The following is an 18,124-nucleotide window of genomic DNA, read 5'->3' on the forward strand; positions in this document are numbered from 1 at the left end:
ATTACTTAATAACCTCAGCTTTCTCAATAATGACAGTTTCTTGAGGAACATCCGTTGGGAACATACCACCAGAGCCAGTAGGAATAGCGGCCATTTTATCAACAACATCCATACCGTCAGTTACTTTGCCAAAAACAGCATATCCCCAACCTTGTTGTGTTTTTGAACTGTGGTTTAAAAAGTCATTGTCAGCCAAGTTAATAAAAAATTGTCCTGTTGCTGAGTGCGGGTCACCAGTTCGTGCCATTGCAATCGTGCCACGGTCGTTAGCTAAACCATTATCGGCTTCATTTTGTATAGCACTGTTGGTTTCTTTCTGTGCAAAATCAGCGGTAAAACCACCGCCTTGTGCCATAAAGTTAGGAATGATTCGGTGAAAAATAACGCCTTCATAAAAGCCTTCTTCAACGTAAGTGACAAAGTTTTTAACAGTATTAGGTGCTTTTTCGGCATCCAACTCTAGAGTAATATCGCCTTGGTTTGTGGTTAGTTTAATAGTTGTCATGCTCATATTTTTATCCGTTGCGTAAGTTGCAGTTGCGAAAAGTAGGGCGCTAGCAATAGATACCTTTAAAAATTGGATTAACTTTTTGGTCATCAGTAAAACTCCTACAATAAATTAAGCTGTGTATCTTATCTTCTTAGCTGGTTTTGATAAAGCTCACACATTCGTTATTTTAAAAACTCGAGCTTTAAACAAAACAGGGCGGCTTAATATGATTAATATCGCATGCTAATCATGCCGAGATTCAATGAATCGGTTATTATTCGCCCTTAAATAATGTTGGTTATAAAAATGAGCGCACTAAAAATACACAATACCTTAACAAAGCAGAAAGAAACTTTTGTTCCAATCAACAAAGGAGAGGTTAATTTATACGTATGCGGTATGACCGTTTATGATTTTTGCCATATCGGACATGCGCGAGTTATGGTCGTTTTTGATGTTGTTTCAAGGTACTTAAAGTACTTAGGGTATAACGTTAAGTATGTGCGCAATATTACTGATATTGATGATAAAATTATTACTAGATCGATTGAATCGGGTGAGGATTTCAAGCAATTAACTAAGCGCTTTATCGATGAGATGCATCAAGACGAAGCTTCATTAAACGTCCTTTCTCCCGACATCGAACCGTTAGCAACCGACTCGATGGAGGCTATTATTACTATGATCGAACAGTTGATTGCTAATGATAATGCCTATGTTGGGCCAAATAATGATGTGTATTATTGCGTTGAATCGTTTGAGAATTATGGCCAATTATCAGGCCGAAAACTAGATGATATGAATGCAGGAGAGCGGGTAGATGTTGATAGCAGTAAACGTAACCCCTTTGATTTTGTTTTATGGAAGTCTGCTAAGCCTGATGAACCTTCATGGTCATCGCCTTGGGGTAATGGTCGGCCTGGATGGCATATAGAGTGCTCTGCAATGGCAACGTGTTGCCTTGGAAACCATTTTGATATTCATGGAGGTGGAATGGATTTACAGTTTCCTCACCATGAAAATGAAATTGCTCAATCAGAAGCAGCAACAGGTGAAAAATACGTTAACACTTGGATGCACAATGGTTTTGTGCGCATTGATGATGAAAAAATGTCCAAATCACTGGGTAACTTTTTCACCGTGCGAGATGTGTTGAAAAAATACCGCGGGGAAGAAATTCGCTTTTTCGTGCTATCAAGCCATTACCGCAGCCCATTGAATTATTCAGACGATCAGTTAACTGAGTCACGTTCCGCATTAGAACGGCTTTATACAGCGCTACGTGATGTCACGCCTGTAAAAAATGAGGTTAAATCAACGTATATCGAACAATTTGAAAATGCGATGAACGATGATTTTAATTCTGCAAAAGCCATTGCCGTACTGTTCGAATGCGCAAACGAATTAAATAAATTAAAACATACACAACCAGAGCAGGCGGCAAAAACCGCAGCTGACTTATTAACAATGGCCGAACCGCTGGGTCTTTTGAGCCAAGACCCGGATCTGTTTTTAAAATCAATGGCGGGACAAGATGCCAGTATCAGTAATGAAGAGATAGAAGCTCAAATTAATCAGCGCCTTGAAGCTAAAGCGAATAAGAACTGGGGCTTAGCTGATCAAATTCGCGATAGCTTAAAAGAACAAGGCGTTATTTTAGAAGATAAGGGGCCTGAAACAACTTGGCGCAGGGGTTAACTGCTTTGTAATTCAGCTGCTTGTAAGGTGTTTTCAAGTAAAGAAGCGATGGTCATTGGGCCAACACCACCTGGTACGGGTGTTATCCAACTTGCTTTTTTTGAAGCCGTTTCATAATCAACATCCCCAACCAGCTTACCTGACTCTAGACGGTTAATACCGACATCAATAACCACAGCGCCTGGTTTAACCCAGTCACCCTTTACAAAACTTGGAATCCCAACCGCGGCAATAATAATATCTGCACGTTTAACATGCGCCTCAAGATCAACTGTACGACTGTGACAAGTGGTTACGGTACAACGAGCCATTAATAATTCTAATGAAACAGGCCGACCCACAATATTAGAGGCGCCAATAACAACAGCTTCTTTGCCCTCAAGGGCAAGCCCAGTGCTTTTAAGTAAGGTCATAATGCCTTTAGGTGTACAAGACCTTAAAACCGGCATACGAAGCGCTAAGCGACCTATATTATAAGGATGGAAGCCATCTACATCTTTAAGCGGGTCAATCGCTTCGATGATTCTTTCCTCATTAATATGCTCTGGTAACGGTAGCTGGACAAGAATCCCGTTAATAGCCGAATTATTATTTAGGTCATCAATTAAATTAAGGAGCTCCTCCTCAGTAACACCATAAGGAAAGGTCTTTGATAAAGAATAGAAGCCGACTTCTTCACAGGCATTACATTTATTACGTACATAAACTTCAGAAGCGGGGTTTTCACCTACCAAAATGACCGCTAAACCGGGTTTTGATAAACCACGAGAAATTCGACCGTCTGTTTGTTTTTTTATTGCAGCTCTTAGTTCAGCTGAGATTTTTTTTCCATCAATCGTTTGAAATGTCATATTTTTTAAATTTTTTAAGGTTCTTTGTTAAATTTGTTAAAGAAGCGTTGACCAAAATTACCGTGTGCCGTATTATCGCCCACCTACAGACTTATTGCATTATTTATGCATTTTTTCTGAAGGAAGTCGGGGTGTAGCGCAGCCTGGTAGCGCAACTGCTTTGGGAGCAGTGGGTCGGGAGTTCGAATCTCTCCACCCCGACCAATTTTTACTTATGCTGAAGCGCTTGTAGCTCATCTGGATAGAGCATCGGCCTTCTAAGCCGAGGGTAACAGGTTCGAGTCCTGTCAAGCGCGCCATTAAGGCTAGGTTAAGTTGGTTATACCCTTTAAGAGATAAAAATTGTAAATTTAAGTTCTGTTTAAAATCGTCGATGGTGGGTGTAGCTCAGTTGGTAGAGCCCCTGACTGTGACTCAGGTTGTCGAGGGTTCGAGTCCCTTCATCCACCCCATTTTACGATTATTCTTTCCGTTAAATATGCCTAGTCATTTCACTGTTTTAGTTTTTAAACTAAAATTCGGTGTTATTTTCTTAGCAGGCCATATTTTGCCATTTAAACCATTTCCCATCTTGCTCACTGAGCCAAGCGAACCACCTCCTGAGATCAAATACCTTATTAATAAGGGTGATTATCGACTCATCGACACTGACGATACCTCTGAAGCTTGTTTGTTAATCTATAACGATAGACGCCTTAACCTTCAACTACGAACGACTAATAAACCTTTGCAGCTATGCATTGATTTCATCAATGGCAAAGCTAAGCACCGTAGACAATATGGTGGAGGTAAAAACCAGCCTCTGGCAAAAGCGTGCGGGCTAAATAAACACCCAGATTGGAGTATTTTAGATGCCACTGCTGGACTGGGAAAAGATGCCTTTGTTTTAGCTAGCCTGGGTGCGCAAGTCACTTTATGTGAAAGACACCCCGCCTTATATGGTTTATTAGCCGATGCCCTTGATCGAGCCACTCATGATAGTAGCGTTGCGGATATTGCTGATAGGATGAAATGCATTTATCAAGACTCAATAACTCACTTAAATACTTACCAACATATTAATAGTAAATTACCGGATATAATTTACTTAGACCCCATGTATCCAGAAAGAAAAAAATCGGCAAAAATAAAAAAAGAAATGCAAGTATTACAATATCTTGTCGCACATAATTCAAATAATAATGAGCTTTTAGAGACGGCACTGAAAACTGCCATGCATCGTGTTGTAGTGAAGCGACCAAAATCTGCAGCTCCACTCAATGAGTGCTTTCCGAGTTACACTATTAATAGTGTGAATACACGATACGATGTGTATGTTAATTCATAGATTATGCCTGTCGAGAAGATCCCTTCTTTAAGCTCAACATTTGTTATGAAAATGATAAGATAGAACATGAGAATAGTCGCCTATCAGTCTTAAAGTAGCCTGTATATTGCAATTAATCAGTCGGAAAAAAGCACACACTTAACCAGTTTAAATAAATTATTACGTGAATCAAAAAACGACAACTTCAACGCCTTCGCCCGCACATTTACAGATTGTAAAGCTGTTAAAAGAGTCGGCTTTTTTGGTATTACTTGCTGTCAGCTTATTTTTGCTGGGCTCACTTTTTAGTTATCACGTGGACGATCCTGGTTGGACGCATAGTGGCACGGGACAGGCTGTATTAAATATCACCGGAGTTGTTGGCGCATGGATAGCAGACTTCATGTTATCTATCATGGGATTTATGGCGTTTGCTCTTCCTTTTATGTTAATGAGCAGCGCATGGAAGTTCTTATCTGAAGCACGTTCCAAACATGTTGATACACTCACGCACCAAGTCATTCGTTGGGTTAGCTTTATTGTATTTTTAGTTGCCGGAGCTGGCTTGTTAGACATGCATTATTACCAACGTTGGCTCACCATTCCTGGTTCACCGGGAGGCATTATTGGCTTAGAGTTAACAGATTTTCTAACACATCTGTTTGCTTTTCAGGGCGCAACACTTATTCTCTTGAGCTTCTTCCTTATCGGTATCACACTTTCTACTGGGCTTTCATGGCTAGGTCTGATGGATAAACTTGGTGCCTTATCAATAAAAGCATTTCGCCTGTTAAAAGCCTACATTGAAGATAGCAAAGAACGTAAAACGTCTGTTACCGTCAAAAAACAACGTAGTGATTCATTCAAAAAGCAATCGAAAATATTTGCAGCCAAGCCGAAAGCACGAATTGAGCCTGTTATTAGAGAAATAAAAAGCAGTGAGCGTGTTGAAAAAGAGCGACAAGTAGCGTTATTTGATGAGCCTGCAGGTGCCTTGCCAGGCTTGGCATTATTAGATAAGGCTACCGAGCAGGTTGAAGGGTATTCTAAAGCAGCGCTTGAAGCACTGTCGAAATTGGTTGAATTAAAACTGCAAGATTTTGGTGTTGAGGTCGATGTAGTCGCAGTTAATCCGGGCCCTGTTATTACACGGTTTGAAATTCAACCCGCGCCGGGCATAAAAGCCAGTCGAATTAGCGGCCTTGCTCAAGACTTGGCGCGCTCGATGTCCACACATAGCGTACGTGTTGTAGAAGTTATTCCTGGCAAATCTGTGATTGGCTTAGAAATACCCAATGAAGCACGTGAAATGGTGAGGCTTAGTGAAATACTATCTTCTCAAGCGTATGAAAAATCAAACTCTCCTTTAACATTGGTGTTAGGTAAAGACATTTCCGGTCAACCTACGGTTGCTGACTTGGCTAAAATGCCGCACTTATTGGTTGCTGGCACAACCGGTTCGGGTAAATCTGTTGCCATTAACGCGATGATTTTAAGCTTGCTATATAAAGCAACACCGGAACAAGTTCGAATGATCATGATTGATCCAAAAATGCTTGAGCTATCAGTCTACGAAGGTATTCCACATTTATTAACCCCTGTTGTAACTGATATGAAAGAGGCATCCAATGCATTGCGTTGGTCTGTTGCCGAAATGGAAAGGCGTTATAAATTAATGTCCTTATTGGGTGTGCGAAATTTAAGCGGCTATAACAAAAAAGTAAGAGATGCAATAAAAGAGGGGAGCCCTTTAGCTGACCCATTATGGGAGCCAACACCCTTTATTGATGAGGATGAGGCTGGCACACTGACTGAGTTACCTCAAATAGTCATCATAATAGATGAGCTTGCCGACATGATGATGGTGGTTGGTAAAAAAGTTGAAGAGTTGATTGCCCGGCTTGCGCAAAAAGCACGGGCCTCTGGCTTACATTTAGTGTTGGCAACACAACGCCCATCGGTTGATGTGTTAACTGGCCTAATTAAAGCCAATATTCCTTCAAGAATAGCCTTTCAAGTGTCATCAAAAATTGACTCGCGTACGATACTCGATCAGTCCGGTGCAGAATCCTTACTAGGTAATGGTGATATGTTGTATCTACCCCCAGGTTCTGGTTTGCCACAACGTGTTCATGGAGCATTTGTGGATGATCATGAAGTGCATAAAGTTGTTAAACAACTTAAAAAATCAGGCAAAACAAATTATATAGATGGCATTTTGACCGCCTCTGACCCGGCTGAGTTTGACGGGGGAGGGTCTGGTGGTGGCTCGGAAGATTCCGATGAGCTGTATGATCAAGCCTTAAAAATTGTAACAGAGACACGCAGAGCATCCATTTCTGGTGTACAGCGCCAATTAAGGGTTGGTTATAATCGAGCCGCACGAATGATTGAAGAAATGGAACGCTGTGGCGTTGTCGGTCCATTACAATCGAATGGTTCACGTGAAGTATTGGCCCCACCACCACCTGAGTTATAAATTATGAATACACTTCGTAGCGTTTTTTGCTGTTTTGTCTTATTTGCTTTTACTTTACCAAGCGTCGCAAAAAGCAGCGAAGATAATCTAGCGCTTCATTTGCAACACTATGTAAACCTTAGCGGTCAATTTACTCAGGTCATTAGCAGTGAACAAAGCTCTTTTATTCAATCATCAACCGGTGAGTTCTGGATAAAAAAGCCCAATCAATTTCGTTGGCACTACGCAACGCCTTATGTGCAAAAAATTATCTCAAACGGGGATAAGCTTTGGGTCTACGACGAAGACCTTGAGCAAGTTACCATCAAAGATGCGTCGCAATCGGTTGGTTCCTCGCCTTTAGCAGTAATTCTTGGCTCTATTGAACTTGATACGCTTTTTAATATTACTCAGTTGGATAACAGCGAGCAATTAGAATGGTTAATGCTAACGCCTAAAGAAGACTCAAGTGGTTTTGAATTTATTAAGGTGGGTTTTAAAGATGGCCTACTCAACAAAATGCGTCTGCATGATAGTTTTGGCCAAACCACCAATTTATTATTTACTGATGTGACCATTAACGAGCCTATTGTAGACGAAACCTTCGAGTTTATTGTGCCCGATGGCGCTGATGTTTTTGAAGAAACACCGAACTAATGAAACCCAGTGAACCGTTAGCCGATCGCCTTCGTCCCACCTCGTTACAGGAATTTTCAGGTCAACAACACCTTTTATCTGAGGGTAAACCCCTTTATGAAGCAATTCAATCAGGGCAATTACACTCGCTCGTTTTATGGGGCCCTCCAGGTGTTGGTAAAACAACCTTAGCAAGAATCATTGCGCAACAAGCCGAGGCCGACTTTATTTCACTTTCAGCTGTTTTAGCCGGCGTTAAAGATATTCGAGCCGTTGTTGAGCAAGCAAAAAAAAATCGTATAGATAAACAACAAAACACGCTTCTTTTTGTTGATGAAGTACACCGTTTTAATAAATCACAACAAGATGCTTTTTTACCACATGTAGAAGCCGGAGTTTTTACGTTCATTGGCGCGACCACTGAAAACCCCTCTTTTTCGCTCAATAATGCATTATTATCCAGAGCGCGTGTTTACACATTAAAATCACTTGAAGAAGACGATTTGCGAGCTATCCTTAATCATGCCTTAACGGATAAAAACAAAGGGCTCGATAGCCAGTTTACTATCGACAATGAGGCCATTCAATTATTACTGAATGCCTCAGATAAAGATGCCAGACGGTTATTAAATTTTATTGAATTAAGCGCTCAACTGGCTTCTGCAAACGAACATAAAACCATTACAACCAATATAATTAATGAGGTTGTTCAAGACGGAGTGCGGCGTTTTGATAATCACGGTGAAGACTTCTACAATCAAATATCGGCGTTACATAAATCCGTTCGTGGTAGTGACCCCGATGCCTCGCTATATTGGTTAAAACGCATGCTTGATGGCGGATGCGATCCGTTATATGTCGCACGACGTATTGTCCGTATTGCCTCTGAGGATATCGGTAATGCAGACCCACGTGCGTTACAAATAGCTTTAAATGCCTGGGAAACACAAGAAAAATTAGGCAGCCCTGAAGGTGAGTTAGCACTTGCGCAAGCAGTAATTTACTTGGCCTGTGCAGCAAAAAGTAACGCCGTATATAGCGCTTTCAATGCAGTTGACAGCGTTATAAAAAAAACAGGTAGTTTGGATGTTCCTTATCACCTTAGAAATGCGCCAACAGCCTTAATGAAACAAGAGGGCTATCATGAAGGTTATCGTTACGCACATAATGAGCCCAATGCCTTTGCTGCAGGGGAAAATTATTTACCAGAGGCGCTTATTGGTTCGACTTATTACGAACCAGTTGATCGTGGACTTGAAATAAAGATTGCTGAAAAGCTTCGATACTTAAGAGAACTTAACCAACAAGCAAAAAAATAAAATATTCCGCTATATTAAAAGGTATTATTACCACTCATTAACTGACACATTAATTGATTTAGCAATGAATAAATTTATTACTCTGCTTATTTTACCCCTTCTGCTTTTCCTAAGTGCTTGCACAACCGTGTTAATTGGTGGCGCTGGTGCTGGCGGTTATGCAGTTGGTACTGACGAGCGACCTGTTGGTGTTATATCAGAGGATATTTCTATAACCACTCGAGTCAAAACTACATTAATCAAAGATAAGCAGATTGATGCTTTTGATATTAATGTTGATACCTACCGTTCCGTGGTCACCCTATATGGACATGTTAAGAGCTCAGCTCAATTAAATCGAGCCATAAGTCTTACAAGCTCGGTAAAAGGGGTTAGTAAAGTGATTTCAAAATTGACGGTCATTCAATAATAGAGCTGCTATGAAAATTTTACTTATTATTGTTGTCATTGCAGCCGTTTTTTATCTGGTTCAGTATTTTTTAAATGGTAAAGCAACGTTAAACGCTAAAGATAATATTCAAGCTGGTGAAGAGTTCTTAGCAAAAAACGCTGAACAAGAGGGCGTTATAACCACCGCATCAGGTTTACAATACAAAGTTCTTTCACCAGGTGATGGTGAAGTGCACCCAACTTCGACCGATAAAGTGACCGTTCATTACCATGGTACTTTGTTAGATGGAACGGTCTTTGATAGTTCTGTAGATCGAGGTGAGCCCATTGCCTTTGGCCTAAACCAAGTCATTAAAGGCTGGACTGAAGGTGTGCAGTTAATGGTAACAGGTGAAAAAACACGTTTTTTTATACCCAGCAAATTAGCGTATGGCAACCAATCTATGGGGGCCATTAAAGGCGGTTCAACGCTTATTTTTGATGTTGAGTTGATTGCTATTGATTAACGTATTTTATTAGGCATTATGCAGTTACTGAGTAGGATTAAATAAGGAAGTTTATGATTCCAGTTATTATGTCGGGTGGAAGTGGTACACGCCTGTGGCCACTGTCTAGAAAGAACAAACCTAAGCAGTTTATTGCTTTATTTGGCGAAAATACCATGTTTCAAGAAACGCTAAATCGACTTAGTGGACTTGAGGGTATTCAATCACCTATTGTTGTCTGCAATAACGATCATCGCTTTATGGTAGCAGAGCAATTGCAAGAATTAAGAATCACCTCAGCTAATATTATTTTAGAACCTGTTGGGCGAAATACTGCGCCAGCGCTCGCTACATCAGCGTTAGAAGCTCAAAAAATGGGCGATGATCCAGTTTTATTAGTCTTAGCCGCAGACCATGTTATTGATGACCTTACAGCTTTTCATCAAGCTATTGAAGCTGCAAAAATACAAGCAGAACAGGGCAAGATTGTAACGTTTGGTATCGTGCCCACTTCCCCAAACACCGGTTACGGTTATATTCAGGCCGATCAAAAAAACACCATCAGCCCCGTTAAAGCGTTTGTAGAAAAACCAGACTTACAGACTGCTACGCAATATGCCGACTCAGGTAATTTCTATTGGAATAGTGGGATGTTTATGTTCAAAGCATCCACGTTGATTTGTGAATTAGAAAAATATTCACCTGAGATTTTGTCCAGTTGCCGTGAAGCTTTAGCTAAAGGTACGAAAGATCTCGACTTTACTCGTTTGGATGTTGCTTCATTTGAAGCTTGTGACTCAGACTCAATAGATTATGCAGTGATGGAACATACCAGCAAAGCCGTTGTTGTACCGTTAGATGCCGCCTGGAGCGATGTTGGTTCCTGGTCTTCCTTATGGGAATGCGCGCAGCAGGACGCCGATAATAATGTTTTACAAGGCGACGTGATCGTTGAAGATGTGCAAAATGCTTATATTCATAGTGAGCACCGTTTGGTATCTGTTATAGGGTTAGATGATATTGTTGTTGTTGAAACCGCTGATGCCGTCATGGTCGCGAGTAAAAAATCTGCACAAAATGTAAAAAGCATAGTCAACCGACTGGTAAATGAAGACCGTAAAGAGGCAGAAAACCACCGTCTATGTTATCGCCCTTGGGGACATTATGACGCTATTGATGTTGGTGAACGGTTCCAAGTTAAACGAATTACGGTTAAACCAGGCGCTTCATTATCATTACAAATGCACCACCATCGTGCTGAACACTGGATTGTAGTGACAGGCACGGCAGAAGTTACCTGCGATGATAAAGTTATGCTGGTTTCAGAAAACCAATCCACTTACATCCCAGTTGGTACCAAACATAGATTACATAACCCTGGTCGAGTTTTGCTCGAAATGATTGAGGTACAGTCAGGGGCTTATTTAGGTGAAGATGACATTATTCGTTTTGAGGATGATTATAGTCGGACATAATCATCGAGCCCTCTGAGATATTATATAAAGCTCTATAATGACTAATACAGGGTTGTTTTTGAATTAATTAGATAGAACCCGAATGTCGACGAGTGCGAATTAACATCTATTTTTATCGTCTGTAGAAAAATGTTTTTAAATGAAAAATGGCGTATTATTTAAAAGCTCTTTAATCACGCTTGCTAACTATTGTATGTTTGCCTCCCCAGGACGATAGATTGTCTTTCATGCCCAAAATACGTGGTGTACTTATAGCGTTTAGCGCTATAGTTTTCTTATTCCTTCTCTCATACATCGCGTTACCTTGGCTTGTACAAACAGCACTGACATCTTCATTAAGCAAGTACGACATTGAAGTTACAAACATTCAGTTCGATCGCCCATCGTGGAAACAACTTTCTTCACGCTCATTTCAGTTAAAGTCATTATCATTAAGATTTGAAGAGCAGGTAGACGTTGATATAGCAAATACATTCATCAACTTTAATACACCTTCCGCATACTTGGTTTTGGTTAACATCGACTCTATTGATATACGGATAAATAAACCTTCTTCGAATAACACTGTTACTGACATTAATTTATTTGATGTTTTGCCAAGTGCTTTAATCGATGATCTACCTCAAGTACGTATGCTTGTTAACTCGTTAACGGTCCATCAACCTCATTTAGAACTCAAGGCGTTCAGGATTGATTTATCAAATGGATTATTAACCGTCCAAACCATATTAGGTGACGGTTTTTTTAACAAAGGTTCCAAAGTATTTAAGCAGTTAATCGACACCAATATTTTATTAAAAATAAATACGCAAAATGAACTTGAATTAAACATATCAGATACCGCCGCTAATCCATTACTAGCGTTGAGCCTTAAGTTAACAAAACAAGGTGATCTACTGAAAGGGGACGTGCAGCTTAACAGTGAATTAAATGCTTTCGAGTGGCCAACAATTAATGGTAGTGCGATAAGTGTTAATAGCAATCAATTGGTCAGTAGCAACCAATTCACATTACCTGCCACACAACGGTTCTCTATAGATGAGATTACACAACTTACCGGCGTTACTAAGATACAAAATACCAGTCATTTTTCTAACCAACACACAGCAGCAACGACTAAAGTCACCACCGACACAACGCTAAGGTTTTCATTAGACAAAGGAAAATTTCGTTTAACGCTCGTAGACCCTAAACAACCTATTGTAGAAATAAACGGCTATCTAAAACGTTTCCTTATGCCCGATAACAACTACAAAATGATGGATGAAATGGGCACTTTGCTTGCCAATCTAAAGGAGCCTCTCACCATCGAGTATGATCTATTGGCTGATTTGAATAACCCTTTCTCAATTATAGATGGCAGCTTTACCCTAGAATACATTGAAAAGAACAAAAAGCTGATCGATGTACAGTTTTCTAACATGGAGGTTATTACCCCAGAAAACAGTCACAGAAGCCATTATCAGTTTCAGCTCAAAGGTAATCTACACCTTGCTAATATTTATCGTCCACTCGATATAGAAAACCTCTTTATTAGCAAACTAAGAGGTGAGGTTAACAGCCGAGTAAGCATTCAAGATCATCACTTGATGATTCAGCCGTTGTCGAAAAATCGTTTTGAAATACATTCTTTACGTTTTAATGAATACAAAGCCAAAACACTTTTCGTAAACATTCCAAACCAAACGCTTTCTATTAATTTAAACACGCAAGATGTTTCCGCTATGAAATTTGCATTAGGTGGTCAAAACCTTGATAGCAATCAATTAAACATTAAAAAATGGGGGCTTACAGCAAACGCAAGCCTCCAGCAGCATAAGATGAGTATTCGTTCTTCAATTGACGCAATGAATCTGGCGTTGTTAGATCAGACATACTATATCCCACCCATGATTATTAAAAACCAACTCTGGTTTAAAGACTTAAGTGCAACTAAAGCATCGCTTAAACTCGCCAATATTTGTAACGACCCCATCCTTTTCGCAAACTGGCAACCTAAAAACAGTACAGAGCATTTAATTGATATCCATTGGCAGCAGACTTTTTCAACACATAAGACATTCAGAAAATGGCTTAACACACCAATACTTCCATTTGACATGACTGGCGGGAGCTTTGCGGGAGACGCGGTTATTGAATTAAACAAGGGTGAAACTGAATTTAAGCAATTCAAGGTCTCATTACACGACGCACAAGGTGTTTATCAGACAGGTACATTTAAAGGGGTTCAGCTTCAGTTAAGTTCACCCTCGCAACAATTGGGGTCATATAAAACACAACAGGCGGTTACGTTTGACACCTTTTATGCTGAACTTAACGGCCACATTAATGAATTAAATATGGGTATCAAGGCAAACAATATCGAGCTTAATGGCGTACTTTATAATCAACTAAACGAGTGGCATTTTAAAACCCCGTTAAGCAAAGCGACCGTTTTTTCAGGTTTAGTAGAAATTCAAAATGAAGACATTAATTTTAACAATGCTATACAACTGGAGTTGATCGTAGATCGCTTGGATTTATCTGAATTGGTCAGAACGCAAAACATGGATGGCTTATATACCAGTGGCAAATTATCAGGACGTATTCCTGTGCACTATATAAACGGGCAATTCAACGTATCGGATGGCCATATGAATAGCATCGATGGCGGGAAAATACGTTACACCACACCTTTAAGCCAAAGCACAAATATAAATGATCAACTCAAATTAACCTTCGATGTACTGGAAGACTTTAACTACACAACGTTAAACAGCAAAATAATTTACGATGATGATACGCTATTGTTTAAATCTGCTATTTCTGGGCGTAATCCAACTGTTGCCAATGGCCGTTTAATCAACTTAAACTTAAATACTGAAGTCGGCTTAAAAGGGGCTCTTGAAACAATGCGCATTCAATCAGGTATTGATTTAAACATAGAAGCGTTTATACGCTCTAAAATAAAGCATTCAAATAATCAATATTATTGCCAATAAAAACATGAGGTTTTGTATGAAAAAAATAGCCCCCATCGCATATATAACATGTATTGGCTTGTTGCTAAGCTCGATATTTGGATGCACGCCAACCGTCAAAGTAGAAGCGTCAGACAAGCCCATTACAATCAATTTAAATGTAAAGATTGAACACGAAATTCGAGTCAAGGTTGATAAAGAGCTAGACTCCATACTGTCTGAAGATTCAGGCTTATTTTAAGAGGAACGATGATGAAATACGTACAAATTTTATTAACTGTTTTTATGCTCACACTATCAACAGTTTCTTTAGCCATTGATCTACATAGTGCAAAAGATCAAGGTTTAGTAGGAGAAACGCCGAACGGGTATTTAGCCAGCCCCGTTAGTGCTCCATCAGCTGACATTAAAGCACTCATCAGTGATATTAATGCCAAACGGAAACAAAAATATGCCCAAGTTGCAGCAAAAGTTGCTAAGCCATTAAGCGTCGTTGAACAACTGGCAGGGAAAAAAGCTATTGAAAAAACAAGCAAAGGGCATTTTATTCAATTTCCAGATGGCCAATGGGTCAAAAAGTAACGACAAACGCTTATCCCTTTAACTTTGAAACTATTTTGCTTTTAGCATTAAGCGCTTGTACATGCCTAAGTAATTAAAATTTATTGGCATCAATTTCTGCAGTGACAGGCATAACATATTAGCGAATACTACGGAGTAGTATCTGTCTACACTGTACGCTGCTGAGCAAGAAGTTAAATTAAATACTGTGTTATATTAGGCTCCAGCAAATACTCGGAATTCACTTCTTTATTCATTTTTTTATGCTCTAACCAGCACAAAAATAGCGTGATACCATAATGGACACGGCTATACCTAAACTTTCAATCTACTTTGTCGGTGACGTTTGTGAGCACACTGTTTTATCCCATCCAACTTCTTCGTTCTACAACAAGCTTTATTTACACCTTATTTCTATTAAGTGTTTTGTTTATTAGCGGTTGTAGCACAATACCACCGATCGATAAAAAGGAACCAGTAATAACTGCACCGGTATGCCCTGTGTGTAAACCAACGACTTGCCCTAAAGTTGCTGAACCCATAAAAAAAGTAGCTAAAAAAACAAGAGGGGAGTTAAATCTACCCGTGATAGGAGGCGTTGAAAATGTTGTTGTTGAGCCTCTAAATTTAAAATTTGAAGCACGTATAGATACCGGAGCAAAATCCACCTCGATACATGCAGAAAACATCCAGCTCATTGAACGTGAAGGCAAGCGCTTTGTGCGCTTTTCATTATACGATAGTAAAACCAAATCACTCGTTGAGGTAGAACGTCGTTTTCGTAGGCGAGTAATTATCAAACAGCAAGATGGGAATAATGAAATGCGATACGTCGTCACATTATGGTTAACTCTCGGCAAGAATAAAGATGAGGTTGAAGTGAACTTGACCGACCGATCTGCCTTTGACTATCAGCTATTAGTTGGGCGTAATTTATTAACTGACCGAGCTATAGTTGATGTTAGTTTACGTCATACCTTAAGGCCTTAAAACTTGTCATCTACACATAAAATCACCATCATCGCGCTATTTATGATCCTGCTCGGTCTTGGCTTGACCTTGTACAAAAATATAGTGTTAGGGTTCCCGCTTTTACCGGGTATTAGAGAAGATGTTTGGACAATAGAATCCAAAATAAACCTTAAACCCCTACATGAAGGGCCTGTTCAAATAGCGCTAACCTTACCTGAAGAAGATGCTGGTTGGGTGTCTTTAGACGACCACTTTGCCTCATCTGGCTTTAATTTTTCAGTGACTGAACAAAACGGTCATAGACGAGCACATTGGACACGCGAAACAATGGAGCGGGCTACGACCTTGTTTTATAAAAAACAAGTTTATCGTATGCGAGACAGGGCGCTCACAGACCGAGTTGTCCCTAATGTTGAGCTGCCTATTTTAACCACCACGAATGAAGAGGTGATGGAAAAGGTGGTCGAATCCTTAAAGACAAAATCGACAACGCCCGCAGAGTTTTCCACTTTATTATTCGACAGTATCAACCTGCCGCAACCCGACCCAGACATGAGCTTTCTTTTGTCGAGCTATGGTGGCGTACATCTAGATGTGGTTATGGATGTTCTAGCTTATGCCAACATTCCAGCACAACTCATTAAAGGCATTTTCTTGGAAGATGGTCGACGTCGACAACGTATCAGCAGCCTTGTTGAAATAGTCGCTGGCGATCGCTGGTTAATTTTTGACCCTACAACAGGTGCTGAAGGGCTGCCGGATAACTTTTTTGTTTGGCAACACGGTTCCACCTCAATATTAGACGTCATTGGAGGGCGCAACTCGTCCATTGAGTTTGCGTTAGTAAAAAACACATTACCTCTTAAATCCATCCTTTTCATGGAAGGGCATCTTGAAGAACAACCCTTATTAGATTTTTCAATTTATGCTCTACCTGTAGAGCAACAAGGTATTTTTAAGGGCTTATTACTGATACCAGTGGGTGCTTTAATCATCGTTTTACTGCGAATACTGGTTGGCTTAAAAACATCTGGCACCTTTATGCCTATTCTGATTGCACTCGCCTTTATTCAAACCTCACTCTTAGTGGGATTGGGTATTTTCCTTACCGTGGTCGGCTTCGGCTTATGGATACGCTATTATTTGTCTTACCTCAATTTATTATTAGTAGCACGAATAACCGCTGTGGTCATCGTGGTTATTCTATTAATGGCAGGTTTAAGTATTATTAGTTATAAACTTGGCTTTCACCAGGCTTTAACAATCACCTTTTTCCCAACCATTATTCTTGCTTGGACTATCGAAAGAATGTCACTTTTATGGGAAGAAGAGGGCGCGCACGAAGTCTTAGTACAAGGAGGCGGGAGCCTATTAGCGGCCATTTTGGTTTACTTAACCATGTCAATGTCGATGGTAGAGCACCTTACCTTTAATTTCCCCGAATTAATGATCAGCCTACTGGGCATTGTTTTATTATTAGGTAAATACACAGGTTATCGCTTGTTTGAACTGTATCGTTTTCGTGCTTTCGGCCACACTGAATGAAGTGGATATCGCCTAAAAAACTAAGGGAACTTGGCATCCTTGGTATGAACAGCCGAAACATTGATTATATCGGCCGTTCAAATGACAGGCGTCTTTTTCCATTAGTAGATGACAAGCTAAAAACTAAAAGACTCGCTGAAAAATTTGGCATGTCTGTGCCTCGACTTTTTGCTGTTATTAATAATCAACATGACATACAAACATTAGAAAACCAACTTAGTGGGCGAGACCAGTTTGTTATTAAACCAGCGCAGGGCAGTGGTGGAAAAGGCATTTTAGTCATAGCCGAACGTGTAGACGATCAATACATCAAATCCAGTGGCCCCTCGCTTAAACTAAGGGACTTAAAACATCATGCCACCAATATATTAAGCGGTTTGTATAGTTTGGGTGGCCGCCCCGATGTTGTCATGATCGAAGATATGATTGTTTTCGACCCTATTTTTTCACAGTACAGCTATGAAGGCGTTCCAGACATAAGAGTTATCGTTTATAAAGGATACCCTGTTATGGCCATGCTTCGTTGCTCAACCCATGCATCAGATGGCAAAGCGAACTTACACCAAGGTGCCGTCGGGGTAGGGCTTGATATAAACACAGGAAAAAGCCTTTTCGCAGTGCAAAATAATATTAAAATTGAAAAGCACCCAGACACTGGGTTTAGCTTTGATCAGCTAGTAATTCCTAACTGGGACCATATTTTACAGCTCGCCTCTCATTGTTATGAAATGGTCGGCTTGGGTTACTTTGGCGCTGATATTGTATTGGATAAAAATAAAGGCCCTATGATCTTAGAACTCAATGCTCGCCCAGGCCTCGCTATTCAGGTTGCAAACCAAACCGGTTTAACCAAACGACTTCAACATATCGATCAACATATATTAGCTATGACACATGACGTTGAGGCGCGCATCGCGCTAGCAAAACAATGGTTTGCTAACTCCCTACGCAACGCCTAACCCTGTACTATATATTTAA

Annotated in this window: 16 protein-coding genes and 3 tRNA genes; 17 read left to right on the forward strand and 2 right to left on the reverse strand. The window is 40.1% G+C overall.

The window, feature by feature from the left end:
- Nucleotide 1: 1 nt before the first annotated feature.
- Entirely contained in the window at nt 2–598 is a 597-nt protein-coding gene (locus Q91_RS05585) for a peptidylprolyl isomerase (protein ID WP_015005914.1), read from the reverse strand.
- Between the two features lie 198 nt (nt 599–796).
- Here Q91_RS05585 and cysS point away from each other — a divergent pair, with 198 nt between their 5' ends.
- Complete coding sequence (cysS, locus tag Q91_RS05590) at nt 797–2,188, forward strand: cysteine--tRNA ligase (protein WP_015005915.1); 1,392 nt, start codon at nt 797–799, stop codon at nt 2,186–2,188.
- On the opposite strand, the gene folD is transcribed toward cysS, so the two are convergent.
- Entirely contained in the window at nt 2,185–3,039 is an 855-nt protein-coding gene (folD, locus tag Q91_RS05595) for a bifunctional methylenetetrahydrofolate dehydrogenase/methenyltetrahydrofolate cyclohydrolase FolD (RefSeq protein ID WP_016390713.1), read from the reverse strand. The two genes, cysS and folD, sit on opposite strands and share 4 nt — an antisense overlap.
- Before the next feature lie 127 nt (nt 3,040–3,166).
- On the opposite strand from folD, the gene Q91_RS05600 reads away from it, so the two are divergent.
- The 16 genes from Q91_RS05600 (at nt 3,167) to Q91_RS05675 (ending at nt 18,105) form a co-directional block, all read left to right on the forward strand.
- Nucleotides 3,167–3,243 (forward strand) — tRNA-Pro (locus Q91_RS05600).
- Nucleotides 3,244–3,261: 18 nt separating this feature from the next.
- A tRNA-Arg gene (locus Q91_RS05605) sits at nt 3,262–3,338 on the forward strand.
- Between the two features lie 77 nt (nt 3,339–3,415).
- A tRNA-His gene (locus Q91_RS05610) sits at nt 3,416–3,491 on the forward strand.
- A 95-nt stretch (nt 3,492–3,586) separates the two neighbouring features.
- Nucleotides 3,587–4,366 carry a class I SAM-dependent methyltransferase gene (locus Q91_RS05615; RefSeq protein WP_190274375.1) on the forward strand — a complete coding sequence of 260 codons (780 nt, stop codon included), beginning with the start codon at nt 3,587–3,589 and terminating at the stop codon, nt 4,364–4,366.
- A gap of 163 nt (nt 4,367–4,529) precedes the next feature.
- Nucleotides 4,530–6,824, forward strand: a complete 2,295-nt coding sequence (locus tag Q91_RS05620) for a DNA translocase FtsK (protein ID WP_016390711.1) — start codon at nt 4,530–4,532, stop codon at nt 6,822–6,824.
- Nucleotides 6,825–6,827: 3 nt separating this feature from the next.
- Nucleotides 6,828–7,460: an outer membrane lipoprotein chaperone LolA gene (gene lolA / locus Q91_RS05625; RefSeq protein ID WP_015005918.1), complete on the forward strand. Its 633-nt coding sequence runs from the start codon at nt 6,828–6,830 to the stop codon at nt 7,458–7,460.
- The gene (locus Q91_RS05630; protein WP_015005919.1) at nt 7,460–8,758 is read left to right on the forward strand and encodes a replication-associated recombination protein A; all 1,299 of its coding nucleotides are present in this window, start codon (nt 7,460–7,462) and stop codon (nt 8,756–8,758) included. The genes lolA and Q91_RS05630 overlap by 1 nt, the downstream gene beginning before the upstream one ends.
- A gap of 64 nt (nt 8,759–8,822) precedes the next feature.
- Nucleotides 8,823–9,167 (forward strand): BON domain-containing protein, encoded by a 345-nt coding sequence (locus Q91_RS05635; RefSeq protein ID WP_016390708.1) that lies wholly within the window; start codon nt 8,823–8,825, stop codon nt 9,165–9,167.
- A gap of 10 nt (nt 9,168–9,177) precedes the next feature.
- Complete coding sequence (locus Q91_RS05640; RefSeq protein WP_015005921.1) at nt 9,178–9,654, forward strand: FKBP-type peptidyl-prolyl cis-trans isomerase; 477 nt, start codon at nt 9,178–9,180, stop codon at nt 9,652–9,654.
- Between the two features lie 53 nt (nt 9,655–9,707).
- Nucleotides 9,708–11,108: a mannose-1-phosphate guanylyltransferase/mannose-6-phosphate isomerase gene (locus Q91_RS05645; protein ID WP_015005922.1), complete on the forward strand. Its 1,401-nt coding sequence runs from the start codon at nt 9,708–9,710 to the stop codon at nt 11,106–11,108.
- A 227-nt stretch (nt 11,109–11,335) separates the two neighbouring features.
- On the forward strand, nt 11,336–14,089 hold the full coding sequence (locus Q91_RS05650) for a YdbH domain-containing protein (protein ID WP_015005923.1): 2,754 nt from the start codon (nt 11,336–11,338) through the stop codon (nt 14,087–14,089).
- Nucleotides 14,090–14,105: 16 nt separating this feature from the next.
- Nucleotides 14,106–14,309: a YnbE family lipoprotein gene (locus Q91_RS05655; RefSeq protein ID WP_016390705.1), complete on the forward strand. Its 204-nt coding sequence runs from the start codon at nt 14,106–14,108 to the stop codon at nt 14,307–14,309.
- A gap of 8 nt (nt 14,310–14,317) precedes the next feature.
- Complete coding sequence (locus tag Q91_RS05660; protein ID WP_020162142.1) at nt 14,318–14,650, forward strand: YdbL family protein; 333 nt, start codon at nt 14,318–14,320, stop codon at nt 14,648–14,650.
- Nucleotides 14,651–14,977: 327 nt separating this feature from the next.
- Nucleotides 14,978–15,619, forward strand: a complete 642-nt coding sequence (locus Q91_RS05665) for a RimK/LysX family protein (RefSeq protein ID WP_159430355.1) — start codon at nt 14,978–14,980, stop codon at nt 15,617–15,619.
- Nucleotides 15,620–15,622: 3 nt separating this feature from the next.
- Nucleotides 15,623–17,146, forward strand: coding sequence for an inactive transglutaminase family protein (locus tag Q91_RS05670; RefSeq protein ID WP_015005926.1), 1,524 nt, complete (start codon nt 15,623–15,625; stop codon nt 17,144–17,146).
- Nucleotides 17,143–18,105 carry an alpha-L-glutamate ligase-like protein gene (locus Q91_RS05675; protein WP_015005927.1) on the forward strand — a complete coding sequence of 321 codons (963 nt, stop codon included), beginning with the start codon at nt 17,143–17,145 and terminating at the stop codon, nt 18,103–18,105. Before Q91_RS05670 ends, Q91_RS05675 begins: the two co-directional genes overlap by 4 nt.
- The last annotated feature ends 19 nt before the right edge of the window (nt 18,106–18,124 follow it).

Source organism: Cycloclasticus sp. P1 (genome assembly GCF_000299965.1).
In the GTDB taxonomy this organism is placed as follows: domain Bacteria; phylum Pseudomonadota; class Gammaproteobacteria; order Methylococcales; family Cycloclasticaceae; genus Cycloclasticus; species Cycloclasticus pugetii.